The organism is Pseudomonas syringae (assembly GCF_023278085.1).
In the GTDB taxonomy this organism is placed as follows: Bacteria; Pseudomonadota; Gammaproteobacteria; order Pseudomonadales; family Pseudomonadaceae; genus Aquipseudomonas; species Aquipseudomonas syringae_Q.
This window is the reverse complement of the sequence record NZ_CP066265.1, coordinates 1,284,638-1,309,068: the sequence shown is the minus strand read 5'-3', so window position 1 is coordinate 1,309,068 and position 24,431 is coordinate 1,284,638. Positions and strand designations below refer to the sequence as shown.

Annotated in this window: 28 protein-coding genes; 17 read left to right on the top strand and 11 right to left on the bottom strand. The window is 59.0% G+C overall.

Annotated features, from left to right (window positions below; translation table 11 throughout):
- Positions 1-76 precede the first annotated feature (76 nt).
- Together I9H07_RS05925 and I9H07_RS05920 are read right to left on the bottom strand one after the other, a co-directional pair.
- Positions 77-268, bottom strand: coding sequence for a CsbD family protein (locus I9H07_RS05925; RefSeq protein ID WP_024674668.1), 192 nt, complete (start codon positions 266-268; stop codon positions 77-79).
- Positions 249-509, bottom strand: coding sequence for a hypothetical protein (locus tag I9H07_RS05920; protein ID WP_058392625.1), 261 nt, complete (start codon positions 507-509; stop codon positions 249-251). The genes I9H07_RS05925 and I9H07_RS05920 overlap by 20 nt, the downstream gene beginning before the upstream one ends.
- A 1-nt stretch (position 510) precedes the next feature.
- Here I9H07_RS05920 and I9H07_RS05915 point away from each other — a divergent pair, with 1 nt between their 5' ends.
- Positions 511-891, top strand: coding sequence for a hypothetical protein (locus I9H07_RS05915; RefSeq protein WP_024674666.1), 381 nt, complete (start codon positions 511-513; stop codon positions 889-891).
- A 77-nt stretch (positions 892-968) separates the two neighbouring features.
- On the opposite strand, the gene I9H07_RS05910 is transcribed toward I9H07_RS05915, so the two are convergent.
- On the bottom strand, positions 969-1,370 hold the full coding sequence (locus I9H07_RS05910; RefSeq protein ID WP_236423648.1) for a DUF2177 family protein: 402 nt from the start codon (positions 1,368-1,370) through the stop codon (positions 969-971).
- A gap of 137 nt (positions 1,371-1,507) precedes the next feature.
- Between I9H07_RS05910 and I9H07_RS05905 the strand changes: the two genes are divergently transcribed.
- Positions 1,508-2,140, top strand: coding sequence for a DsbA family oxidoreductase (locus I9H07_RS05905; protein WP_058823932.1), 633 nt, complete (start codon positions 1,508-1,510; stop codon positions 2,138-2,140).
- A 45-nt stretch (positions 2,141-2,185) separates the two neighbouring features.
- Here the strand turns inward: I9H07_RS05905 and I9H07_RS05900 are convergent, their stop codons facing one another.
- Entirely contained in the window at positions 2,186-3,022 is an 837-nt protein-coding gene (locus tag I9H07_RS05900; protein WP_024674663.1) for a CvfB family protein, read from the bottom strand.
- A 308-nt stretch (positions 3,023-3,330) separates the two neighbouring features.
- On the opposite strand from I9H07_RS05900, the gene I9H07_RS05895 reads away from it, so the two are divergent.
- The 4 genes from I9H07_RS05895 to I9H07_RS05880 all read left to right on the top strand — a co-directional run bounded on the left by I9H07_RS05895 (position 3,331) and on the right by I9H07_RS05880 (position 6,001).
- Complete coding sequence (locus tag I9H07_RS05895; protein ID WP_002554403.1) at positions 3,331-3,519, top strand: hypothetical protein; 189 nt, start codon at positions 3,331-3,333, stop codon at positions 3,517-3,519.
- A 165-nt stretch (positions 3,520-3,684) separates the two neighbouring features.
- The gene (locus I9H07_RS05890; RefSeq protein WP_024643698.1) at positions 3,685-4,197 is read left to right on the top strand and encodes a hypothetical protein; all 513 of its coding nucleotides are present in this window, start codon (positions 3,685-3,687) and stop codon (positions 4,195-4,197) included.
- A gap of 142 nt (positions 4,198-4,339) precedes the next feature.
- Positions 4,340-5,068 carry a TorF family putative porin gene (locus I9H07_RS05885; protein WP_024674662.1) on the top strand — a complete coding sequence of 243 codons (729 nt, stop codon included), beginning with the start codon at positions 4,340-4,342 and terminating at the stop codon, positions 5,066-5,068.
- A 69-nt stretch (positions 5,069-5,137) separates the two neighbouring features.
- Positions 5,138-6,001: a DUF6279 family lipoprotein gene (locus I9H07_RS05880; RefSeq protein ID WP_024674661.1), complete on the top strand. Its 864-nt coding sequence runs from the start codon at positions 5,138-5,140 to the stop codon at positions 5,999-6,001.
- Positions 6,002-6,134: 133 nt separating this feature from the next.
- Here the strand turns inward: I9H07_RS05880 and I9H07_RS05875 are convergent, their stop codons facing one another.
- Complete coding sequence (locus I9H07_RS05875; RefSeq protein WP_024674660.1) at positions 6,135-6,434, bottom strand: hypothetical protein; 300 nt, start codon at positions 6,432-6,434, stop codon at positions 6,135-6,137.
- Between the two features lie 195 nt (positions 6,435-6,629).
- A complete protein-coding gene (locus tag I9H07_RS05870; RefSeq protein ID WP_024674659.1) occupies positions 6,630-7,967 on the bottom strand; it encodes a DEAD/DEAH box helicase in 1,338 nt (445 codons plus the stop codon).
- A 271-nt stretch (positions 7,968-8,238) separates the two neighbouring features.
- Here I9H07_RS05870 and I9H07_RS05865 point away from each other — a divergent pair, with 271 nt between their 5' ends.
- From I9H07_RS05865 to I9H07_RS05835, 7 genes are read left to right on the top strand one after another with little or no spacing between them, the layout of a single operon-like run.
- Positions 8,239-8,916: a thermostable hemolysin gene (locus I9H07_RS05865; RefSeq protein WP_024674658.1), complete on the top strand. Its 678-nt coding sequence runs from the start codon at positions 8,239-8,241 to the stop codon at positions 8,914-8,916.
- Positions 8,906-10,387, top strand: a complete 1,482-nt coding sequence (locus I9H07_RS05860) for an AMP-binding protein (RefSeq protein ID WP_236423650.1) — start codon at positions 8,906-8,908, stop codon at positions 10,385-10,387. Before I9H07_RS05865 ends, I9H07_RS05860 begins: the two co-directional genes overlap by 11 nt.
- Positions 10,384-11,073 (top strand): TenA family transcriptional regulator, encoded by a 690-nt coding sequence (locus I9H07_RS05855; RefSeq protein WP_024674656.1) that lies wholly within the window; start codon positions 10,384-10,386, stop codon positions 11,071-11,073. The genes I9H07_RS05860 and I9H07_RS05855 overlap by 4 nt, the downstream gene beginning before the upstream one ends.
- Entirely contained in the window at positions 11,060-11,869 is an 810-nt protein-coding gene (locus I9H07_RS05850; RefSeq protein WP_058392621.1) for an SDR family oxidoreductase, read from the top strand. The genes I9H07_RS05855 and I9H07_RS05850 overlap by 14 nt, the downstream gene beginning before the upstream one ends.
- Complete coding sequence (locus tag I9H07_RS05845; RefSeq protein WP_058392620.1) at positions 11,866-12,507, top strand: tetratricopeptide repeat protein; 642 nt, start codon at positions 11,866-11,868, stop codon at positions 12,505-12,507. Before I9H07_RS05850 ends, I9H07_RS05845 begins: the two co-directional genes overlap by 4 nt.
- A gap of 10 nt (positions 12,508-12,517) precedes the next feature.
- Positions 12,518-13,180 carry a response regulator gene (locus tag I9H07_RS05840; RefSeq protein ID WP_236423652.1) on the top strand — a complete coding sequence of 221 codons (663 nt, stop codon included), beginning with the start codon at positions 12,518-12,520 and terminating at the stop codon, positions 13,178-13,180.
- Positions 13,177-14,544 carry an ATP-binding protein gene (locus I9H07_RS05835; protein ID WP_236423653.1) on the top strand — a complete coding sequence of 456 codons (1,368 nt, stop codon included), beginning with the start codon at positions 13,177-13,179 and terminating at the stop codon, positions 14,542-14,544. The genes I9H07_RS05840 and I9H07_RS05835 overlap by 4 nt, the downstream gene beginning before the upstream one ends.
- Positions 14,545-14,571: 27 nt before the next feature.
- Here I9H07_RS05835 and I9H07_RS05830 read toward each other — a convergent pair whose 3' ends face one another.
- Together I9H07_RS05830 and I9H07_RS05825 are read right to left on the bottom strand one after the other, a co-directional pair.
- Positions 14,572-15,810 carry a HAMP domain-containing sensor histidine kinase gene (locus I9H07_RS05830; RefSeq protein ID WP_236423667.1) on the bottom strand — a complete coding sequence of 413 codons (1,239 nt, stop codon included), beginning with the start codon at positions 15,808-15,810 and terminating at the stop codon, positions 14,572-14,574.
- 11 nt (positions 15,811-15,821) lie between these two features.
- A complete protein-coding gene (locus I9H07_RS05825; RefSeq protein ID WP_024674650.1) occupies positions 15,822-16,511 on the bottom strand; it encodes a response regulator transcription factor in 690 nt (229 codons plus the stop codon).
- Positions 16,512-16,714: 203 nt separating this feature from the next.
- Here I9H07_RS05825 and bamA point away from each other — a divergent pair, with 203 nt between their 5' ends.
- The 4 genes from bamA to I9H07_RS05805 all read left to right on the top strand — a co-directional run bounded on the left by bamA (position 16,715) and on the right by I9H07_RS05805 (position 21,447).
- Positions 16,715-19,087, top strand: a complete 2,373-nt coding sequence (gene bamA / locus I9H07_RS05820; RefSeq protein ID WP_236423655.1) for an outer membrane protein assembly factor BamA — start codon at positions 16,715-16,717, stop codon at positions 19,085-19,087.
- A 121-nt stretch (positions 19,088-19,208) separates the two neighbouring features.
- The gene (locus I9H07_RS05815) at positions 19,209-19,622 is read left to right on the top strand and encodes a hypothetical protein (protein ID WP_024643691.1); all 414 of its coding nucleotides are present in this window, start codon (positions 19,209-19,211) and stop codon (positions 19,620-19,622) included.
- A 185-nt stretch (positions 19,623-19,807) separates the two neighbouring features.
- Positions 19,808-20,740, top strand: coding sequence for an NAD(P)-dependent alcohol dehydrogenase (locus I9H07_RS05810; RefSeq protein WP_236423657.1), 933 nt, complete (start codon positions 19,808-19,810; stop codon positions 20,738-20,740).
- 2 nt (positions 20,741-20,742) lie between these two features.
- Positions 20,743-21,447, top strand: a complete 705-nt coding sequence (locus I9H07_RS05805) for a helix-turn-helix transcriptional regulator (protein ID WP_024674647.1) — start codon at positions 20,743-20,745, stop codon at positions 21,445-21,447.
- Between the two features lie 79 nt (positions 21,448-21,526).
- On the opposite strand, the gene I9H07_RS05800 is transcribed toward I9H07_RS05805, so the two are convergent.
- The 3 genes from I9H07_RS05800 to I9H07_RS05790 all read right to left on the bottom strand — a co-directional run bounded on the left by I9H07_RS05800 (position 21,527) and on the right by I9H07_RS05790 (position 23,916).
- Positions 21,527-22,288, bottom strand: a complete 762-nt coding sequence (locus I9H07_RS05800; protein ID WP_024674646.1) for an SDR family oxidoreductase — start codon at positions 22,286-22,288, stop codon at positions 21,527-21,529.
- A gap of 153 nt (positions 22,289-22,441) precedes the next feature.
- A complete protein-coding gene (locus tag I9H07_RS05795; RefSeq protein ID WP_236423659.1) occupies positions 22,442-23,347 on the bottom strand; it encodes an NADP-dependent oxidoreductase in 906 nt (301 codons plus the stop codon).
- Positions 23,348-23,547: 200 nt separating this feature from the next.
- Positions 23,548-23,916, bottom strand: a complete 369-nt coding sequence (locus I9H07_RS05790) for an antibiotic biosynthesis monooxygenase family protein (protein WP_058823940.1) — start codon at positions 23,914-23,916, stop codon at positions 23,548-23,550.
- Positions 23,917-24,431: the final 515 nt, after the last annotated feature.

Genomic DNA, 24,431 nt, shown 5'->3' with positions numbered 1-24,431 from the left:
AAAGCATAACGGCCATCCGTGGATGACCGTTAGCGGTGTGGCCTGTTCCGGCGTTCAAACGCCGAAAACGGTCAACTTACACCTTGTCGACGCCCTTCTTGATAGCGTCCTTCACTTCGCCTTTGGCCTGCTGGCCTTCGCCTTTCAGCTCTTGCGCTTTGCCTTCACCCTGCAGTTTGGTGTTGTCGGTGGCCTTGCCAACAGCCTGCTTGACGTTACCAACTGCTTCGTTGGCCATGCCTTTGACTTTATCGCTGGTGCTGCTCATCGAAAATCTCCTGGGTCTGAAGACCGCGCTGGAATCGGATGTCGTACTCGACATAATGATTGACCCGCGCCTCTCGCCAAGAGTTGCAAGAATATTGCGGCCCTTTCGTACCGCTCGTCTGCTGCCCGCCAGCCCTGCATTTCAAGCGCTTACGACGAGTTGCGGCGAACTTTGTGCGAGAATGCGCGGCACCGTTGTCCGGCAAGGCCGACAGGCTGAACAATCCGATTTGCAGGAACATTATGAAACTCGATAAAAAGCTGGCCATCGCGCGCAGAAACCAGGATCTGGGCGGCGCAGTGCTTGGCGTCAACAACACCCATTTCGCCGTGCTCGACCCCAAACGCAACATCTGGTGGTTCGACCTGCCGGTCCCGCGCCTGCAAGTGGGCCAGTACGAGTGGCTGCACCTGCTGCTGCACACGCCAGAGACCGATCAACTGCTGCACTTGAAGGTGACCACGGTGTTCATGCGCGATCACATGGAAGGCCTTGAGGTACGCAATGCCGACAAGCGCAAGCCGACGGTCAGCCTGGAGTTGAGCGCCGACAAGGACTCGTTCCTCAAAGACATGCGCCCCAAGGGCAGTAACCTGGGTTTTGCCGGTTTTTTGCAAAAGTAAGCGTGATGCCCGAGCTGAGTGAAAGTCGCCTGATCGCGACTTTCAACACGTAACACTGCTGCTGATGAGTTAACCCATCAAGTAAAGCGTCGCACCGCCAAATAACCTGCCGTCCCCGCCAACGCCGACACCACTGTACCCCAGGCCAGGTCCACCAGCGCCAGTTGCGCGGGCCAGCCCTGAAGTGTGGCCCAGTTGGTCAAGTCATAAGTGCCGTAGGCGACCAGCCCCAGCAGGCCGCTGTAGAGCGTCGCCCTGCCCAAGCGCTGTTCGCGAACCGCAGGCATCACGCCGAATACCACCACGCCCACCCCGTAAAGCAGATAGAACGCGACAGCCGGCCCCAGCACGGGCGTGGCCAGCATCAGTGGCCCCAACCATTCCCGGTAGGTCGGCCCCATGATCACGCCCAGCCAAAGACCATCAAGGATCAGAAACGCCAGCAATGTGGCGACGTAAGCCACGAGATATTTTTTCATGGGGGAGTCCTTCAGCAGAATGATGAGAAGCCTGATAACGATAGGACCCACCCGTGATGACAATCGATCCTTCGAATGTCAGGACTTTTAAGCGCTTACAGGAGTCAGTGTTAACTAGCGTTAAGGAGTTTTATTCAATGAGCACTGTTGCCCCTTTGAAAATCGATGTCTGGAGCGACTATGTCTGCCCGTTCTGCTACTTGCAGTTATCCGTTCTGGAGCAGCTTGGCCAGACCTACGGTGAGCGGCTCGAATTCAACTGGCACGCGTTTGAATTGCGTCCCGATCCGCTGACCGCACTCGACCCGAATGCCGACTATCTGCGCGAGACCTGGTCACGCTCGGTGTTGCCGATGGCTGACCGGCGTCAGGTAGTGATGAAGATGCCAACCGTCCAGCCACGCAGCCGCAAAGTACTGGAGGCGGCAGCGTTCGCCAGAGAAACGGGCCGCTTCGGTGCTTTTCACAAGGAAGCCTTCAAGGCGTTTTTCGAGAAAGGCCTGGATATAGGCGAGGTACAGACGCTGCTGGCGCTGGCCACCAGTACAGGCCTGGATCAACACGCGCTGGAGCGTGCGCTTGCTTCCAGTGACTACGAAGCCCAAGTGCTGGCAGACCAGCAACTGGCACAGACACTGGGGCTCAGGGCCGTACCGGTCGTGCTGCTGCGTCGCGGCAACGAGGCGCTGGAGCAGGCCCGGGTGTTCAGCGGTACGTTGCCGTTCGAACGCCTGAGCCGGGAAATCGACGAGCTTGCCGCCCGGGCCTGAGGTGCATCGCCTGCACACTCAGGTCTACGGGCTGGCAACGCTTGATCAGACCAGATCGATGCGGTCGGCGTGAATCACGATCAGCCCTTGTTTGTACAACGCACCAATGGCCTTTTTGAAGTTGCCTTTGCTGACGCCGAACAAACCACTGATCACCTGCGGATCGCTCTTGTCGTTGACCGGCAGCGTGCCGTTGTTTTCGCGCAGCTTGGAGAGAATCTTCGAATTCAGGCTGCTGGCTGCTTCCGCACCGACCGGTTGCAGGCTCAGGCTGATATTGCCATCGGCCCGGATTTCCTTGATGAAGCCTTTCTCCTGCTTGCCGGCGCGCATGAACTTGAACACTTCGTTCTTGTGAATCAGGCCCCAGTGCTTATTGTTGATAATGGCCTTGAAGCCCATGTCGGTCGCTTCCGCCACCAGCAAATCGACTTCCTGCCCGACGCTGTAGTTGGCCGGGGTCTTGTCCAGATAACGGTCAAGACGCGCAGTAGCCGTGATGCGGCGCGTGTGCTTGTCGAGATAGACGTGCACCACGCAATACTCGCCGGCCTGCAAGGTGCGCTTCTCTTCGGAGTACGGCAGCAACAGATCCTTGGGCAGACCCCAGTCGAGGAACACACCGATACTGTTGACTTCGACCACCTTGAGGCTGGCGAACTCGCCGACCTGAACCTTGGGTTTTTCAGTGGTGGCGATCAGCTTGTCTTCGCTGTCCAGATAGATGAAGACGTTGAGCCAGTCTTCATCTTCGGTCGGAACATCCTTGGGGATGTAGCGATTGGGCAGAAGAATCTCGCCGTCCTGCGTACCGTCCAGATACAGACCGAAGTGCGTGTGCTTGACGATTTGCAAGCTGTTGTAGCGCCCGATTAAAGCCATTTCCAGATACCCTCATTACGTGGGCGGCATTCTACCCGAGTTTGGGTTCATGTTCGCGCTGCGCTGCCTGAGGCGCGGGCAAGTCTTCCGCTCGTCAGTTTCCCTGTCAGTGCACCTCAGTCTGCGGCACATGCCACACGTTGTGCGTGAGGTGATCTTGTTATTAAAAACATAGAGTTAGCCAGGCCATGGCAGCACGGCCGCGGCGTGTGACGCTTTTATATGTCGCTCGACAGCCACTATATTTGCCAAGCAGGATTCAGGCATTTCCTGTATTCTGGCTGGCCGTATTACGTTTATGAAGGTAAATGGCAGCCATGCGTATCAAAGCATCCCACTCGAAAGCCAAACCCGCCCCAGCCGTTGAAACGAGCGACTCGATCAACGCGCAAATTGCGGCTTTCCTGAAATCCGGCGGCGAAATTCAGCAAATTGCCAAAGGCGTGAGTGGCCAGACTTTCGCACCGTCCAAACAGATCAATCTGGGTAAAAAGTAACACCGCATTCGCCAGTCGATCTCTACGCGTCTTGCCGCCAAGGCGCTAGATTGACGATCCTTCGCTGGATATTCTTCCGGTCTCGCTGCTACTCTCTTCTCTGATATCACATTGACCATGAGCAGGATCACGCTCTGGACGCTGTCTCATTTGCGGAATGCTCGAATGAAGAACTGGATGCTTTTCGGCGCACTTGTCTATCTCGGTGGTTGCGCATCGCACCACTGCGAAAATCCCAATGACAGCCAGCTGACCGACAGCCCTTGCCGGGCCGGGCATCTGCTGTATCAGAACGACATGCTCCAGGCCAAATTGCTGATCAGCGAAGACAACCGCGAAAATTACGAACTGGCTGAAGCCATCCTGCGCCGCGCCGGCATCGATGATGCGTCGGGCGAAGCCGAGTTCTATCAGGCCGTATTGCTGATCCGCCAGCAAGCCGACCAGAAGCAGATCGTCGACCTGCTGCAAACTGCAGCAAAACACAAGCATCCGCTGGCTATTGCCCTGCTCTCCCAGCAGTTGAGCATCAGCGACCCGACCTTGTCCGAGCACTACCGCTCCGAGTACGCCGAACTGGATGTCGCCAAGAGTGGTTATCCGTCGTTCGAGCAGGCGCTGGTGGTCATTCGCGGGCTGGTCATTCCGTCCGCCAATGTGGCAGCTGTTAACCGATAGACCGGCGGATCGACGAACGGTCGGACCGGACAGTATTTCACCGGTATCCTTACAGCGCTCTAGCACGCGGCTTGTGTCGGCTCCCCAGCCATTTTCGATACGCCATTTCTGACCACACTCCTCGCAGATCAAGGAGTGAGCCATGCTCAGCCATCGCTTGCAGGTGCTGTCTTTCAGCGCATTGATTTTCTGTCAAACCGTTTCTGCCCAGGTTCTGGAGCGGGATTTGGGTCAATTCGACCTGAAACTTGCCACCACACCCACGCGCAGCATGGCGCAAGGGCTGGTCACGCCCAGCGGCGGCTCGGACTCGTTCCATGGCGGGCTCGACCTGACTCACGCAAGCGGCTTTTACTTCGGCCAGTGGACACCCAATATGGGCTTCGCCTCCGACAGCGGCATGGAGCTTGACTCGTACATGGGCTTCAAAAAGCCCTTCGACAACACCCTGGGCTACGAGCTGGGCATGATCCGCTACAGCTACCCGGACACCGACCAGATCGACAGCCACGAATTTTACGCCGGGCTGCGCATGCTCAACAGCCGCGTCGGTGCAGCCTTCAGCAATGACGTCGGCAGCCGCGACAGCACGGTGTTTGTGGACTTGGGGGCTATCGAGCAATTGGGCGTGGGCGTACGCATGCAGTACGCCAATCATCAATTCGACATTCCGCAGGCGTCTACCGATGGCAGCCTGATCAGCGGTTTCAATGACTGGTCACTGAACCTCTCACGCCCCTGGCTGGGCATCGACATGAACCTGATCTACAGCGGCTCCAGCCTGAGTGGCGGCGATTGCAGTGTTTACAGTGGTCACAACGCGCGATGTGAAGGCACCTTCACGCTGAAAGCCGTGCGTGCATTCTTCTGACACATTATCCGGGTTGAACTGCTAGCCATTACACTCCTCTACTGCAAGTCAGTACGCCAAGGAGTTGTCATGCCGTCTCTTTTCAAAGGCTTCATTACCCTGTTGATGACCGTCTCACTGCTTGCCGGATGCAATCAGGTGGGCTTGGCGTATCGCAACCTCGACGTGATCATTCCATGGACGCTCAGCGACTATCTGGACATGAACTCGGAACAGAAAGGCTGGCTGGATACGCGGCTCAAAGAACATTTGAGCTGGCATTGCAGCACCCAGTTGCCGAGTTATCTGGCCTGGCTGGACAAGCTGGAGGAGATGGTCAAGAACGATCAGGTGACCTACGAGGGGCTTGAGGCCCGCACCCGCGAGGCCAAAGAGGCCATATCGACGATTTCCCGAGAGATCACACCGTCTGCCGTCGAACTGCTTTCGCGCTTTGACGACAAGCAGGTGCAGGAAATGCAGGAATCGTTTGCCAAAGATCAGCGCAAACGCGAGAACAAATACCTCGACCAACCGCTGGAGCGCCAGATTGCCGAGCGCGCCGACCGCATGGAAAAACGACTGACGCCGTGGATAGGCAAGCTGAATCAGGCACAGAAGGATCGCATCCAGACCTGGTCCGCCTCGCTTGGCGAGCAGAATAAAGCCTGGATCGATAACCGCACACGCTGGCAGAACCTGTTTCTCGCCACCGTGCAGCAGCGCCAGTCCAGCGACTTTCCGCAGCGCATCGCCGCCCTGCTGCAGGACCGCGAGACATTCTGGACGCCGGAATACCGCAAAGCCTACGACCAGACGGAAAAGGCGGCGATCTCACTGATCGTCGACGTCACCGCCATGAGCACCCCGGAACAACGCACCCGCTTGCTGAGCCGGATTGCAGATATGCGCAAGGACTTTACTGAACTGGATTGCCTGAAATCGCAGCAGTAATCGAGCGCAAGATGCTCATCGCTATATACACACCTCGTGGGAGCGTGAGAAACGGGAGGTGTCCAGCTTTACGGTTATCGCTCCCACGCTCCGCGTGGTAGCGCCGTTCTGGACGCTCCGCGTTCTGTCTGTTTCAGGCGATCTGAGGCTTGGAGGCGATTATGTCGAACGTCGCCGGGTCGAGAGGATCATCGTGTTCGTTCAAGACCTGAAGCGGATGGGCGTTATCAGGGATAGCGCTGTCGATAAGAGCCAGCAGGCTTGCGCCGCGCTTGGTAAGAATGTAAGTCGAACCATTGCCGCCCTCTTCGACCGGACGCGGCTCAATGAACCCGCGGTTCAGCAGTGTTTCGAATTCAGTGGTTGTCGATTGAGTGCCGTCGTTCTGAACGTCGTGCAGCAGGCTCTCGATAAGATCCCAGTTGTAAGTCATTTTTCTAAACCTCCGTCCAGCATGGATTGATCGCCCATAACATCCAGCCACAGGCATACGACTCAGAAAATGTGACCTGCGGGGTTTATGACGGTTCAGAGAAGCTGCTGGAAGGTATAACAGGCGGTTGTCTGCAAGAAGGCAAACAGGGGAAGAAGCTGACCGCTCCCGCCTGCGCGGGAACGGTCACGGCAATCACTCTGGGGCGGGTGCCGGGGTGCTGCGTTTTTTCAGCGGTGCCATGCCGTCCTGGCTGACCAGATCAGACTTGGGACGGTTGGCGGTCTTGCGCTTGGTCGGACCTTTGGCGGCGACTTTTTTCTTGTCGCCCTTCACGTCGGTCTTTTTCTTCTTGACGCCGACCGCCTTGCCCGACGCCTTGACCTTTTTAGGGCCGCCGTAAGTGCCTTTGACTTCTTTGATGACGCGGCGCTCGAAGCTCTGCTTGAGGTAGCGCTCGATGCTCGACATCAGGTTCCAGTCACCGTGGCAGATCAGCGAGATCGCCAGACCGTCACTGCCCGCACGACCGGTCCGGCCGACACGGTGTACGTAGTCGTCGCCGCTGCGCGGCATGTCGAAGTTGATCACCATGTCCAGGCCTTCGACATCAAGACCGCGTGCCGCCACATCGGTAGCGACCATGATCTTCGCACCACCCTGCTTCAGACGATCAATGGCCGCCTTGCGGTCCTTCTGATCCTTGTCGCCGTGCAGCACGAACGCTTTGTATTCCAGCGCCACCAGACGACCGTACAGACGATCAGCCATCGCCTTGGTGTTGGTGAAGATAATGGCTTTCTGGTAAGTCTCGTTCGACAGCAGCCAGTTCAGGACCTGCTCTTTATGAACGTTGTGGTCGGCAGTGATGATCTGATGGCGTGTGCCAGACGCCAGTTCGCTGACGTTGTTGACTTGCAGATGCTGTGGATCCTTGAGCACCTTGCCGATCATTTCACGCAGGCCGGCACCGCCGGTGGTCGCGGAGAACAGCATGGTCTGCTCACGACCGGCGCACTCCCCCGCCAGACGCTCGACGTCTTCGGAGAAGCCCATGTCCAGCATGCGGTCGGCTTCGTCCAGCACCAGCACTTCAACGTGCTTGAGGTCCAGATTGCCAGCGTTGAGCTGCTCCAGCAGACGACCCGGCGTACCGATCAGGATATCCGGCACCTTACGCAGCATGGCCGCCTGCGCCTTGAAGTCTTCGCCGCCAGTGACCAGACCGGCCTTGACGAACGTGAACTGGGAGAACCGCTCGACTTCCTTGAGGGTCTGTTGCGCCAGCTCGCGGGTCGGCAGCAGGATCACCGCGCGGATATCGACGCGAACCTTGGCCGGGCCAATCAGGCGGTTGAGGATCGGCAGTACAAATGCCGCAGTCTTGCCGCTACCAGTTTGCGCAGTCACCCGCAGGTCGCGCCCTTGCAAAGCCAACGGGATGGCGGCCGACTGCACAGGCGTAGGCTCGACAAATTTAAGCTCGGCCACAGCTTTAAGCAGGCGTTCGTGCAGGGCGAATTCGGAAAACACGGGTGCTACCTCGACGAAAAACAAAAATACAGCTGCATAGCCTAACGGTTTCGAGCGCCGGGGCCGAGTTTCTTTACTACCAATGGCCGATTTTGTTTGCCTATGAGCCGATAAGGGCTGTATCGCACGCCCTGTATCGGCACCAAAAGCCCTCGCGCAAGCGCATTTTAGCGACACGAGCGGCTGCAAAACTTTTTTTCACCTTCAGATTCGGTTAAGAAACCCTCCCGATACTTCTCCCTACCCGCTGACTGGGAGAGGAACCTCGCCAATGCCCGCTATCGACTGGAATATTTGCCTACCCCTGTGCTTCGGTAATCCGGAGGCATGCGCCCTGACCCTCTCCCGCGCCATGGCCGACGAGCCTCAACGTCAGGCGCTGGAACTGTTCGTTCAGCAGCAATTTCGCAAGGCGCACAACGCCGACATTCGACAATTCATGCCCGAGCTTTTCGGGCTGAGCGATGGCAGCGGCGCGTTATGCGCAGTGGCCGGTATCCGTCGCGCCAGTATCGACACGCTGTTTCTGGAGCGCTATCTGGATCAGCCCATCGAACAGCAGGTCCATGCGGCCGCGGGCCGTTCGGTCGAGCGGCATGGCATCGTCGAAGTCGGCAACCTCGCGGCCAACAGCTTCGGCAGTGCACGACTAAGCATCATCACCGTCACCTGGCTGCTGGCGATGGGCGGCCTGGAGTGGGTCGCCTTCACGGGCAACGCCGGATTGGTCAACAGTTTCAACCGCCTCGGCCTGCAACCGGTCACGCTATGCGCTGCCGACCCTGCGCGGCTCGGCGAAACACGTCACACCTGGGGCTCGTACTACGACTCCAGGCCCAATGTGCATGTCGGAGATATCCGCGCCGGCTTCCTGCACCTGAGTAGCATGGGCATCTTCGAGCGCTTCGGGCTGCCACAAACCCTGGAGCCACATTGCCATGTCGCATGAAACTCAAGCCTTCTGGCAACGATTGCTGACCATTGCCAGCGATCAGCCCCACGCTGTCGCCCTGCGCGGTGACGACCTGACCCTGGATTACGCAGTACTGATCAACGAAATCACCAGGCGTCGCGAGCAACTGCGCAGCGCGGGTGCAAAAGTCGTGGCGCTGTTGCTGGAGAATGGTCCGAACGCCATGCTCTGGGACTTGGCGATACTGTTCGAGGGGTTGAGCTGCGTGGCCTTGCCGCCCTTTTTCAGCCTTGATCAAAAACGGCATTGTCTGGAGCAAAGCCAGGCCGACTCGGTGATTGCCGAACCAGGCTTTGCACAAGAATTACAGGCAGCTGGCTATGTACCGGGCGATTCATTCTGGCGGCGCGCCATTGCCGGGCAAACAAAGATGCCGGTCGGCACCGCCAAACTGACGTTCACATCGGGCACCACAGGAACCCCGAAAGGTGTTTGTCTGAGCGCCGACAGCGTCCTGACCGTCGCTCGCGGACTTTTTGAAGCCAGTCAATCGGTGCGCCCCAGCCATCACCTGACGCTGTTGCCACTGGCCATCCTGCTGGAAAACATCGGCTGTTACGCCGCCCTTTATGCAGGAGGATGCGTCAGCCTGCCCAGCCAGCAAACGCTCGGCATTCAGGGCGCCAGTGGCGTCGACACCGCTCGCCTGCTGATATTTTTGCACCAGCGACGACCGGACAGCATGATTCTGGTCCCGCAACTGCTCCTGTTGCTGGTGACCGCTCGCGAGGCTGGCGCTTTTGATGCGTCAATGCTGCGCTTCGTGGCAGTCGGAGGGGCTCGCGTCAGCGTTGACCTGCTGCAGCGTGCTCACGCCGCAGGCCTCCCGGTTTTCGAAGGCTACGGCCTGTCGGAATGCGCATCAGTGGTCGCACTCAATCGGCCTGGCGCTCATCGCTCCGGCAGCGTTGGCCGCCCACTGCCCCACGTTCAATTGCGCCTCGCAGGCGACGGCGAAGTATTGGTGTCTGGCAGTCCTATGCTGGGTTATCTGGGCGAAACGGCACCGGCCGATACCTGGTGGCCAACAGGTGATCTGGGCGAGTTCGATGCCGAGGGCTATCTGTACCTGAAAGGTCGCAAGAAGCATCAGTTCGTCACCAGCTTCGGACGCAACGTCAACCCCGAATGGGTAGAAGCCGAGCTCACCCAGAGCGGCCGCATTGCACAGGCGTTCGTTTACGGCGAAGCATTGCCGTTCAATCATGCGCTGCTGTGGCCGTCCCGTCCCGAAATCAGCGACCTGCAACTGGCAGAAGCCGTTGCCAAGGCCAACCAAAGGTTACCCGATTACGCCCGGGTGCAGAGCTGGACCCGACTGAGTGAACCGTTCAGCACCACCAACGGCCTGTCCACGGCCAATGGCCGACCGCGTCGCGACGCCATTCTTGATCAATTCCGTCATCTGTTCATTTCCTCAAACCTGCCACTAGGTGCCGCATCATGAGTTTTTTCCAGACCCTGCAGGATGCTACCCAGCAACAACGCGAAACCCTCTTCACCCTGCCGATCATCCGTCAGGCCATGGCCGGTCAGGTCAGCCTGGAAAGCTACCGGGCCTTTCTTTCCCAGGCTTACTACCACGTTCGTCATACCGTACCGCTGATGATGGCCTGCGGTGCCCGTCTGCCTTCGCGCCTGGAATGGCTGCGCGCTGCCGTGTGTGAATACATAGACGACGAATACGGCCATGAGCAGTGGATACTCAATGACCTGCGGGCCTGCGGCGCAAATGCCGATGCCGTAGAGAAAGGGCAACCCGGCACGCCAATCGAGCTGATGGTCGCCTACCTTTACGACCTCATAGCGCGCGGTAACCCAGTGGGGCTGTTCGGCATGGTCAATGTCCTTGAGGGCACCAGCATCGCCCTGGCCACCCATGCAGCCGACAGCATGCGCCAAGGGCTCGGGCTTGGACCCGACGCGTTCAGCTACCTGAGTTCTCACGGCAGCCTGGACATCGGCCATATGGAGACCTTCCGCAAACTGATGGATCAGGTAGAAGACCCGCAGGATCAACAGGCGGTGATTCATGCATCGCGGATGGTTTACCGCCTGTACACCGACATGTTTCGCGAGTTGCCGGGTGCCGTCGTTCAGGCTCAACAGGAGCGGGCTCATGCGACTGTCTGAAACGAAGGTCGTTTTGACCGGCGCCAGTGGCGGCATAGGCCTGGAGATTGCCGAAGCGTTGTGCAGACAGGGCGCACACGTGCTGGCGGTATCGCGGCGCCAGCAACCCTTACGCCGGTTACTCGCGCAATACCCTGCTCACCTGCATTGGGTAGAGGCCGACTTGTGCACTGCACAGGGACGCACTCACGTTGTACGGTCTGCCGTTGCCCTGCAAGGCGTCAACCTGCTGATCAATGCCGCAGGCACCAACCACTTTGCGATGCTTGAACAGTTGTCGGCGCCTGACATCGAATCCATGCTGACCATTAATGTGCATGCACCGATTCTTTTGACCAGCCTGATGCTGCCGGTGCTCAAGCAAGCCAGCCAGGCCATGGTGGTGAATGTCGGCTCTACTTATGGCTCCATCGGTCATGCAGGATACGCCACGTACTGCGCCAGCAAGTTCGCATTGCGCGGCTTTTCCGAGGCCTTGCGGCGCGAGCTGGCCGACACCAACGTCGGCGTTCTGTACGTTGCTCCCAGGGCAACCCAGACCGGCATGAACAGCCCCGCTGCGCAGGCGCTGAATGACGCGCTGAGTTCGGCAGTCGATGATCCGCAAGACGTTGCACGCGCGGTGCTCAACGCAATCGCGGGTGGCCGGCGAGAACTGTACCTGGGCTGGCCTGAGCGCTTTTTTGTCAGGCTCAACAGCATTTTGCCAACCCTGGTAGACCGCGGCCTGCGCAAGCATCTGCCCTTGATCCGTCACCTGAGTACTCCTGCTCCGGAAGAGAAACACATCCCATGAAAATCATTGCTTTTATCGTCATGAGCCTGATCAGCCTGCCTCTCTGGGCACTGGATGCACCCGACCAGCAGCGTCTGGCCGGTATTCAAAAGGAATGGGCGCACATTCAGTACAGCCTGCCGGACGCACAGCGCGTCGATGCGTTCGAAAAACTGGCCAGTCAGGCTTCGGTATTCACTCAGGATCGCCCGACTGCCGCAGAAGCGTGGATCTGGTCAGGTATCGTTACCAGCAGCTGGGCCGGTGCCCAGGGCGGTATCGGCGCATTGGGCAAGGCCAGGCAGGCCAAGGCCGATCTGGAAAAGGCACTGAGTCTGGACCCCAACGCCTTGCAGGGCTCGGCCTATACCAGCCTCGCTGCGCTGTACGACAACGTCCCGGGCTGGCCGATCGCTTTTGGTGACACCGCCAAAGCCGGACAATTGCTGGAGCAGGCGCTGAAGATCAACCCGAACGGCGTGGACCCGCTGTTTTTCTGGGCCAAACATCAGTTTGATCAAAGCAACTATGCTCAAGCGCGGGATGCCCTTAACAAGGCCTTGCAAGCGCCGCCGCGTCCGGGCCGGGAAGAGGCAGACGCGGGCCGCAAGAACGACATACAGTTGCTGATGGCAAAAGTGAACAAGAAACTCGACTGACGGAGATACCATGCGCCTGCTGCTCATCGAAGACGACGTTGCACTCGGCGAAGGTATTCATCAGGCACTCAGCCGCGAAGGCTACACCGTCGACTGGATAAAGGACGGCGGCAGTGCGCTGCATGCGCTGCTCAGTGAAAGCTTCGACCTGGCGATTCTAGACGTCGGTCTGCCGACCCTGAATGGTTTCGAAGTGTTGCGCCGTCTCCGGCATAGCGGCTCGACACTGCCGGTCATGGTTCTCACCGCACGCGACGCCACCGAAGACCGGATCACCGGCCTGGACAGCGGCGCTGACGATTATCTGGTCAAACCGTTCGATGTCTCGGAGCTGAAAGCCCGGCTGCGCGCCCTTCTGCGGCGCAGCGCAGGTCGCGCCAAGGTGCTGATCGAACATGCCGGCATCCGCCTGGACCCCGGCACCCAGCAAGTCAGTTATCACGGTGCCGCCGTTACCCTGACGCCCAAGGAATACCAACTGCTGCACGAACTGCTCTCGCCGCCAGGCCGGGTGATGACCCGCGAGCGGCTCATGCAGCTGTTGTATGGCTGGAACGAAGAGGCCGAGAGCAACACCCTTGAGGTGCATATTCATCATCTGCGCAAAAAGTTCTCAAGCACGCTGATCCGTACCATCAGAGGCGTGGGCTATCTGGTGGAGGAGTGCTCTTGAGGTCGATACGCCGTCGCACACTGACCCTGATCATCGGCCTGCTGCTGACGGGTCTGTTGGTACTGACTCTGTTCAACGTGCATGACAGCAATCACGAAATTGCCGAAATCTACGATGCCCAACTGGCGCAGAACGCGAGGCTGCTGGAAGGCGTCATGCGCATGCCCATGGAGCGCAAGGAACACGCGCAGCTCTATCAGGCATTCAACCAGGCGCTTGCCCAGGCCGACCCGCGCGTGGACGGCCATCCTTATGAGGGCAAGATTGCCTTTCAGGTCTGGGACAAGGACAACAATTCACTGGTACACACCGCCAGCGCACCGACGTTCACTCATCCACCACAGAGCACAGGTTTCAGTGATTTCAACGACATGAGCGGGCATCAATGGCGGGCCTTTGTGCTGAAGGATGCGCGACACGGGCTGCTGGTCTGGGTCGGTGAACGCGACGATGTACGCTCGGATCTGGTCAATCGCATTGTGCGTCACACGGTATTGCCGAACCTGATCGGCAGCGTGGTGCTGATGATCGCCATCTGGCTGGCGATCCGCTGGGGCTTGAGGCCCCTTGCTGACTTCGCCAACACCCTGCGCGGGCGTCATGCCGGTTCTCTGCACCCCATGCAGGTCAAATCATTGCCCACTGAACTGGAACCCATGCAGGCCGCTTTGAACCGTCTTCTGGGGCAGATTCAGGACCTGCTCAAACGTGAGCGGCGCTTCATCGCCGATGCTGCCCATGAAATGCGCACGCCATTGGCCGTGCTGCGGGTGCACGCGCAAAACGTCCTGGAAGCGCATAACGAAGCACAACGGCAACAATCGTTGGGTTATCTGATCATCGGCGTGGATCGCACCACCCGGCTGGTCAACCAGTTGCTGACCATTGCACGCCTGGAGCCCGGCCCCTCGCCCAGCGGCAAGGTAGCGGTCGACCTGGTTAACGCCGTGCGCGACAGTCTGGTGCAGTTGACGCCCTGGGTGCTGAGCAAAGGTCTGGAGCTGTCCTTCGAATGCGACGAAACCTCACACGAAGTCACCACTGATTTCGCTGCTCTCGACATTGCCCTGCACAACCTGATTACCAACGCTGTCAACTTCTCGCCCGAAGGCGGTCAGGTCACCGTAGGGCTGACATTCGCCAGCAATCAATTCCTGCTGAGCGTCGACGATCAGGGCCCCGGCATCAACGAGCAGGAACGCGAACGATTGTTTGAGCCGTTCTACAGTCGCGGCAACGATCAGGGCGTGGGGCTGGGACTGGCCATTGTGCAAAAGGTCGCGTTGCAGATCGGCGCCACGGTCAGCCTTGACAATCGTCCGCAGGGCGGGTTGAGGGCCAGCCTGCAAGCGCCGCTGCATTGAAACCAGCCTGGACGCCGTGGAACACGCTCAGGCCATCGGCAAAACCATGTCCACGACCAGCCCGCCACCCGGACGGTTGCGTGCAGCGATCTGCCCGCCGTGCATTTCCAGCGCCCGAAGCGCAATCGCCAGCCCCAGGCCGAAGCCCTGCGCGGTGTTGTCAGAACCGCGCTCGAACGGCTGAAACATGCGTTGCAGGCAATGCGCGTCCACGCCCGGCCCCTGATCGATGACATTGACGATAAGGCTGGGCGGATGCGCCTGCACGTTGGCAACCACCACCACATCAGTGCCGATGGCGGTATGGCGCACGGCATTGCGGATCACGTTTTCGAACGCCCGGTACAGCAACTCGCTGTCGACCTGCGCCACGAAAGGCGTCGGGGCCTGCAACCTGACCCGGCACTGTTTCAGGCCGGCCTCGAACTCGGCATCTTCGACGATGGCCGCGAGCAGGCTGATGACATCGACCCTCTCACGCGACAGGCTCTCGGGATGACTCTGCATGCGCGCCAGGGTCAGCAGCTCCTCAATCAGCGCGTCCATCCGTTCTGACTCACGCTCGACCCGCTCCAGCATGTCCAGCTGGCTCGGCGCCTGGCGCAGCAAGCCGATCGCAGCATTCATGCGCGTCAGCGGCGAGCGCAGCTCATGAGAAACATCGTGCAATAGCTGTTGCTGAGAATCGGCCATGACCTTCAGCTGATTGGCCATGCGGTCGCAGTCTTCGGCAAGATCGACGATCTCATCGCGCCGCCGCCCCATGTCGGGCTTCACGCGCGTGTCAAAACGACCTCGGGCCACCTTGCCCATTGCCTCACGCAGCTTCATCAGCGGCGCGACCAGGTAGCTGCTGAGAAACCAGCTGAACAGCGCACTCATGACCGTGCCCGTGATCAGCGGGTTGAGATGGGACGGCCCTTTATTGTCAGGCTCGGGCCGAAGCGTCGACCTGATGTGTACGGTCGCGCCTTCCCAGGTGTGCACGGCCAGCTCGAAACTCGCGGTGTCTACCGCCTTGCCCGCCAACAACCGGCCCTGATCATCGTAAAGCCCGACCCGATCGTTGCGGTCAGGCTGCCAGACATCGAGCAACACCTGCCCCGCGGGAATGCCGGATCGCTGCAGGATGCGGACTTCGTTGTCGAGCACGGTGCTGAGAGAAGGATCTCCGGGGCCGGAGCGGGTAAAGATGAACAGACCTGCTCCGACCAGGAACGTCAGGCTGGTCGCCAGCCAGAACGCCAGAAACAGCTTCCAGAACAAGCGGCTCGGCCTCATGGCGTGATCAACATGTAGCCCAGGTTGCGCACACCCTGTATCCAGCTCTGGTTATCGTTGCGCGGACCGAGTTTGTGGCGAATGCTGCTGATGTGCACGTCGATACTGCGGTCGTAGCGGGCCAGCGGTCGGCCCAGCGCGTTCATCGACAGGTTCTGTTTGCTGACGAGTTGCCCGGCATGCCGCGCCAGTTCTTCCAGCAGGCAGAACTCGTTGCCGGTCAGTTCCAGCGTCACGCCCTGCCAGCGCGCCTCACGCTTGCCCGGCCAGAGCATCAGCTCTCCGGCCTGAATCACATCCCTAACCGTATCGACCACCGACACCGCCCGCACACGCCGCATGATCGCCCGCAAGCGCGCCACCAGTTCGCCCGGCGAGCTGGGTTTGGGCACGTAGTCGTCGGCGCCCAGCTCCAGCCCGGAGATACGATCGATGTTGTCGCCGCGTGCAGTCAGCAGAATGACCGGTACCTGGCTTTGCGCACGGATGCGCCTGAGCACTTCGATCCCGGAGATGCGCGGCATCATGATGTCGAGCACCACAATATCGTGACGGCCGGACAAGGCTTCGATCTCGCCCTCTTCGGCGCTGTTGGTGCAGGTTACGTCGAAGCTTTCGCGGGTCAGGTACTGGCTGAGCATTTCCGTCAGTTCCCGATCATCATCGACAAGCAATACGGAAGTCATGGCAGGCCCTTGATTGGTGGTGGCCGATTATCCCGGCGCTGCTGCGGCGTGTCAGCCGGGCGCGATGATCTTTACCTAACCTTACACGGCGTTAACCGTGCCCAACATGCCCTCCCCCTATGCTGCGCAGCCAACAGCGCCTACCGGACCGGCCCTTTCTGGCGTGTCATTGGCCTTTGTCGCAGCTTTCTGGAAAGGGTTTGATGATTTCTTCGCGTCTGCTTCTATCGTTCTGCCTGGCATTCAGCGTCCCGCTGGTACACGCCGCCACTTTTTCCATCTCGGACATCCGCGTCAACGGCCTGCAACGCGTGTCCGCTGGCAGCGTATTCGCGGCCTTGCCGCTCAATGTCGGCGATCAGGCAGACGAACAACGCCTGGCCGAGGCATCGCGCTCCCTGTTCAAGACCGGTTTCTTTCAAGACATCGATGTGGCGCGTGACGGCAATGTGCTGGTGATCAATGTAGTCGAACGCCCGTCCATTGCCAGCATCGAGATCGAGGGCAACAAGGCGATCAGCACTGAAGACCTGATGAAGGGGCTGAAGCAGTCGGGGCTCAGCGAAGGCGAGATTTTCCAGCGCGCCACGCTGGAGGGCGTGCGTAACGAACTGCAACGTCAATACGTCTCCCAGGGCCGCTACAGCGCCTCGGTCGACGCCGAAGCGGTGCCCGCACCGCGCAACCGTATCGCCCTGAAAATCATCATCGACGAAGGCACGGTCGCGTCCATTCAGCACATCAATGTGGTCGGCAACAGCGTATTTTCCGATGAAGAACTGGCCGATCAGTTTCAGCTCAAAACGTCCAATTGGCTGTCGTTTTTCAAGAACGACGACAAATACGCCCGCGAAAAGCTGTCCGGAGACCTTGAGCGTCTGCGCTCCTGGTATCTGGATCGCGGCTACATCAACATGGACATCAACTCGACTCAGGTGTCGCTGACACCTGACAAGAAGAGCGTGTTCATCACCGTCAACATCACCGAAGGCGCCCGATACACGGTGGGCAGCGTTAAGCTGGGCGGCGACCTGAAAGTGCCGCAAGAGCAGCTCGAACAGCTGATTCTGGTCAAACCGGGCCAGGTGTTCTCGCGCAAGGTCATGACCGACACCACCAACCTGATCACCCGTCGCCTGGGCAACGATGGCTACACCTTCGCCAACGTCAACGGCTTGCCGAAAGCCAACGATGCCGATCACACCGTCGATATCAACTTCGTGGTCGATCCCGGCAAACGCGCCTACGCCAACCGCATCAATTTTCGCGGCAACACCAAGACCTCCGATGAAGTGCTGCGCCGCGAAATGCGCCAGATGGAAGGCGGCTGGGCGTCGACTTACCTGATCGACCAGTCGAAAGTACGTCTGGAGCGGCTGGGCTTCTTCAAGGAAGTGAACGTCGAAACCCCGGCAGTGCCAGGCAGCGATGATCAAGTGGACATCAACTACGCGGTCGAAGAGCAGGCGTCAGGCAACATCACCGCCAGCGTCGGCTTCTCGCAAAGTGCCGGGCTGATCCTGGGCGGTTCCATTTCGCAGAACAACATCCTCGGCACCGGCAACTTTGCCAGCCTCGGCCTGACCCGCTCCGAGTACCAGACCAAATACAACTTTGCGTTCACCAACCCGTACTTCACCCCGGACGGCGTGAGCCTGGGCTACAACGTTTTCTACAACGCGACCGACTACAGCAAGTATTACGACGATGACGACGAGGTCTCCTACTACTCGCTGAACAGCGTGGGTGCCGGGGTCAACCTTGGCTATCCGATCAGCGAGACGTCGCGTTTGACCTACGGCCTGTCGATCCAGCATGACACCCTTGATCCGGGCAGTTACAGCGCTGACGAGATCTACGACTTCATCCAGCGTGAGGGGGACGAATTCACCAACCTGAAAGCCAGTGTCGGCTGGTCGGAGTCGACCCTCAACAAAGGGGTGCTGGCCACCCGCGGCCACTCGCAGAACCTGACCCTGACCACCACCGTACCGGGCAGCGATTTGCAGTTCTACAAGCTCGATTACACCGGCCAGACGTTCGTGCCGCTCAGCAGTGCCACCTCGCTGCGCCTGCACACCAAACTGGGCTACGGCAACGGGTATGGCGACACCGACGGTCTGCCCTTTTACGAAAACTACAGCGCGGGCGGCCAGTCATCAGTACGCGGCTTCAAAGACGGCACGCTGGGACCCCGCAACACCCCGGCCACCGGCACGTACGCCAGTCAGGGGCAGGTTTACTATTCAGACCGCGACACCGAAGCACTGGGCGGCAATATCCTGATCACCGGCGGCATGGAATACCTGTTCCCGATGCCGTTCGTCAAAGACCAGAAATCCCTGCGCACCTCGCTGTTCTGGGACTTCGGCACGGTGTACGCCGACAAGTGCTACCTGAGCACCACGCAGAACTGCGGCGAACTCAATATCGATCAGATGGCCAGCTCGGTAGGCGTCGGTGTGACCTGGTACTCAGCCCTCGGCCCACTGTCATTCAACCTCGCCGTACCGATCAAAAAGCCCGAAGACGCCGAGACCCAAGTGTTCCAGTTCTCGCTGGGCCAGACCTTTTGAGCCCCGACCTTTTGAAGCATGAACCAGGCGGTCTTTACCCAGCCTTACCTGGCCCGGACCGCGCTTTACGTTTAGCCGATAAATACTGCCTGGCACTACCCATCAGGTCAGGAGCTGCATCATGAGTCGCGAAGTCAGACAGATCACCCCCGACGTGCAGGACATCATCCAGCACACCTTGCGTTCGCTGCTGGGCAAGGGCTTTGTGGTCGCGCTGTTCGGCAGTGAAGACCCGACCGGCGCGATGCAGTACCACCTGCGCATCGACCACGACGCCACTGGCCTGGGCATCGAACATCACGACATCATCGAAGACGGCTTCATCGACGACATTTTCATGCTCGCCACACGCATGAAAACCATGCTCAAGCAACGCGAAACCCTCAGCCGCATGAGCGGCGGGAGCCAGGCCACGGGCCAGGTTCGGCTGCTGACCTGGATCACCGAAGACGGCAGTCAGACGGTACTGCAAGCGGCCGAGAAAGCCGGGCGTGAATGTGTGAATGCGTTGCGTGCGCGGCGGATGGCGGGGTGACGCGCAGCTGTATGCAGAGGACACGTGATGCGCTCCCTTGAAAGGATAAGCAGGCGGTGGATCGCTGCGCCTGCTGCCTCTGCGAGTGACTGCGCCTGAAGCGTACCGCTCCAGCAATCATGGTGACAAAAACTGTCCCTGACGCTGTGTACTGTCATCTCCACACTCAACGGAGAAGATGACTGATGCAGCGAATTCAATACGGCAAGTACGGGGGACCGGAGCTGATGCGGCTCGAGGATTTCGAGTTGTCTGCGCCCGGAAAAGGCGAGGTGACGGTGCAGGTCAGGTTTGCCGCCGTCAATCCAATCGACTGGAAACTGCGCAACGGGGTGATGAAGATCGTCACGGGCAAAGCGTTTCCACGGGCAATGGGCATGGACTTTTCGGGCACCGTCATCGCGGTTGGCGCAGATGTCACTCGGCTAAAGGTGGGCGACGCGGTGCTGGGGCTTGCACGCTTCAAGGAAAGCGGTGCATTTGCTCACGCAGTGGTGACCAAGGAAGCATTTCTGGCCAAAAAACCCGAGTCGCTTTCCTTTGAGGACGCCGCCTGCATCGGCACACCGGGTATTACCGCCTGGAACGGGCTGATCGATAAAGCGAAACTGCAGACAGGCCAACAGGTGTTCATCAACGGCTGCTCGGGAGCGGTCGGCGAGGCGGCGGTGCAGATCGCACGTGACTTCGGTGCTACAGTCTCCGGCAGTTGCAGCGCCAGAGATTTCGACCGGGCCAGAGCGCTGGGTGTCAAGAATGTCTACGACTATAGAACCACCCACGTATCGGCAATTCCCGCGCGTTTCGACGTGGTATACGACACCGCAGCAACGCTGACGGTAGCGGAAGGCGTCGAGATGCTCAAACCGGGTGGTGTGTTTCTGGATCTAAATCCTGGCCCCGGCAAGTTCATACGCGCCCTCTTCGATCGCAGGCTCAAGCCCGTCATAGGTTCGCCACGCAGCGAAATTCTGGATAAGCTGGCCGATGCCGCCAGCAAGGGCACCTTCAGGATGCCGGTGGGTGAAGTCGTTCCGCTGAGCAGCGCAATCCAATTGATCACCGAACTCGAGAAAGGTCGCAAGCTCGGTGGCAAAGGTGTTATCGCGATGGAGTAGGTATGGCCAGAAGTCATCGTTTATTTGAGCTGATGCAAGCGCTTCGCCGACATCGCCGGACGGTATCGGGCGCGTCTCTCGCCAACGAACTTGGCGTTTCGCTGCGCACCATCCGCCGCGATGTAGCAACCCTGCAAGGCATGGGTGCGGATATCGATGGCGAGCCGGGTCTGGGGTATATCCTCAAGCCCGGTTTTCTGCTGCCTCCCTTGTCGTTCACGGAAGAAGAGCTACAGGCGCTGATGATCGGCGCGCAATGGGTCAGTCGCCAGACGGACGACAAGTTCGCCTTCGCCGTAAAAAATGCCTTGGCCAAAATCAGCGCCGTTTTGCCTGTGGAGATGCGCCCGACGCTGGAAGACGAAACGTTCTACATCAGCAAACCGTGCAGCGTTGCAACGACCATCGACCTGAGTGAGATCCGCCGGGCGTTGCGCGACCAGTTCAAGCTGAGCATCACGCTGTCGATCGAGCACGCGCCCAAGGATCCGCAGATCATCTGGCCGATCATGCTCGGCTTCATCGAGTCCAGACGCCATTTGGCGGCCTGGTGTGAAGGCGACAGCCAATATCGGGTGATCGACATGGATGACATTGCCGATGCGAAAGTCGTGACTGAACGCTACACGCGCAACCGCCGCCAGCTCATCAAGGAGTGGCGTGCACTGGAGATTCTGCCTTGCAACGTCCGCGGCGAGACGTGCTGACAACCCTGTCCTGCACTCCATGAACAGAACAGCTGCACCGTTCATCGGTCAGCTTTTCGTTCTGTCCGGATCAGCGCGCTCAGTATCCCGACGCCTTGGCCAATTGCCGCAATCCGAACTCCGGCGCGATGCGACTCAGCAGATGCAGCATTCGGCTCAAACCGGGGCGAATCTCGGTCTTTCCTGCCACGATACCTGCCATCGCCTGATCTGCCAGCCTGGTGAGGGGCATAGGTGCCGGGCCTTTCGACGCGTGCTCGCTTACCAGGTTGTTGAACAGCGCAGTGTCGGTACTCGGCGGGGCAATTTCGATCACTTTGAGCGAGGTATTTTTGAGTTGCATGCGCAGTGCGCGAGTGTAGGCATGTAACCCGGCCTTCGCAGCGCTGTAGATCGGGGACGCAGTAAAGGGCACGAACGCGAGCCCCGAGGTGATATTGACGATCATTGCCTGGGGCCGACTGAGAAGGTGCGGGAGAAACTGCTGCACCATTCGGACAGGGCCATTCAGATCGACGTCGACTTCAAGCGCTACATCATCAAGCGAGCGGCGTTCGGAAAGTTCGATGTTGCGCATGATGCCTGCGTTATTCACCAGAATATCGAGCGTCGGAAATTCCTGCATCAGCTGCTCATGCAGTTGCACAATGTCTTCTGCTCGGCCGACGTCGCTGCGTATTGCAATCACGCCAGGCAACTCATGCCGGGCTGCCTGCAGTTTTTCCTCGTCACGCCCGGTAATGATGACAACGTTTCCCATGGCCAGAAAGCGGCGGGCGAGCTCAAGGCCTATGCCACTGCTTCCCCCCGTGATCAGTACTGTCCTTGCGCTCAAGTTCATTGCTGCAACTCCCATACTGATTTTACGCTCATCAACAAATCGATCAGGACACCGGTTAAATGCTGCGAAGATGAACGACGCAGTCCGGCGCGTACTTTTCCGGTTTCAAACCTGTCGCGGCCTGCAAGCACAGGCCGCGAGTCGGTGCCTGGATTACATCATCGTAATGACGAGCTTGCCGGTCACGCGCCCGGCGGCGCTGATCGCTTGCGCGGTGGCGATCTGCTCAATCGAAAAGATCTGCTCGATGCGTAGATCAAGCGCGCCCCGCTCATACAAGCGCGCCGCTTCGTTAAACGCCTGCTCGGGATGGTCGAGCGATTTTGCGGAGAACACTACGCCATGCTGCGGGGCCGTCACATCAGAAATGGAAACAACCCGACTGGCATCGCCGACAATTGCAACCAGTTCAGGCAGGGTGCCAGCCCCTGCCAGGTCGAGCGCGGCATCTACACCCGTGGGCGCCAACGTGCGCACCCTGGCGGCCAGACCGGGTTCGTAAGTTGTTGGAACAGCCCCCAGACTGCGAAGGTAATCATGCTTGGGCGCACTCGCCGTCCCCAACACAATGGCACCGCGGTGCAGCGCCATCTGGATGGCAGCTGATCCGACACCGCCCGCAGCGCCCGTAATCAGCAGCGTTTCGCCCGCCTTGATATTGACGTGGTCGAGGATGCGGGTAGCCGTTTCAACAATGACCGGCAAACCACCTGCCACTTCGATGGGCATGTTGCGCGGCACACGCGCCCAACTTCTCAAAACCGCCTGCTCCGCCAACGTGTTTCGCCCGTAGCCAAAAACGGCGTCACCGACTGCGAATCCTGTAACCCCCTCGCCGACCTCATCGATGATACCTGCGGCCTCTGAACCGACACCGGCGGGAAACGTAACCGGCATAAAGTCACGAACATATCCCGCTCTTATTTTCCAATCGATGGGATTGACACCGACGGCTTGCACTTTAATGCGCACCTCGCCCGGCCCCGCGTGCGGAGGGTCTATGTCGACAATCTTTAATACATCGGTGCCACCGTACTCATTGAATTGAACGGCTTTCATAAGTCTTCCTCTTACCGCGTAAATAATTGCCAGGAAAGGGAGGTATCCGGGCTATGTTTCGAAGGCAGCCGATTGCAGTGGACTCGCTCAGATGCGTTTGACTGAGCTATTGATCAGTCAATAACGGGTCCAATAAAGTGCTGTCGGCTATCGCCGTCGGGTGTTTGTATTGGCGAGTCTGGAATCAGGCTTTTCCATCGCTAGGCTGTGCATAAATTCGCTACAGCGACCTTTTGAAACAGGTGGGGACGAAATACAGCCGATGGCGGATGTGCCTTGGCGATCTCGCGGAAGTCAGGGTGTTTAAAGGCAGTGCGCCAAGCCTGCGCAGACTCGAACACTGCGTAGTTAAGATAGGTTGGACTGTCTCCCAGCGCGCGATGTAGCTGCGTCGAGATAAAGCCGGGTTGTTTTTTCATGAACGCAGCGTCAGATGCCCACGCGGCAAGGAAAGCTGCTTCGTCCTCAGGTGACAGAGTGCAGACGTTGATTAACACGATGGGGGCAGCATCGATTCCCATCTGTTGGCTTAATGGAAACGACGGATCAAGCGGCTCAACACTGGGCATGGTTTTCTCCTCAATCAGCTACTGATTCAATTGCCAAGACAAGAAACAGTCTCCGCTGTGCCAATCGCTCATCCAGGATTTTGCCTTGTCGGAGCCATGGTAAGCAGGCAGGCGGACAGTTTCTGTCACCATGGTGCGGTGGTTGTTCATCACGGATAAAACACCCTCCCCGCGCCTGCCGTTCCCCGCGCCTAAACGGTCACGACGCAAAAACCCATCTGCATGAGGCATGTGGAAAAGAGATTGCACAGGCGCAGCACCGACATTCATGAGCAGCGTTCATCTGCGCATGTACTCCCGCGCCGGCATGAAACAGTCACGCAACCGGTATGCTTCTTTCACGCCATTTGACGGGGTGAAGCGCCATGACAGACGCACGATTGCGACATTCGAAAACAGGGCTGTTCGCAGGCCTGACGTTATCGGCCTGTACGGGAATGAGCCTTGTGCCGCTCATTTCAGAGACGGCTTTCGCACAACAGTCCAACCCAGACTCGTCGAGTCAGAGCGTTCAG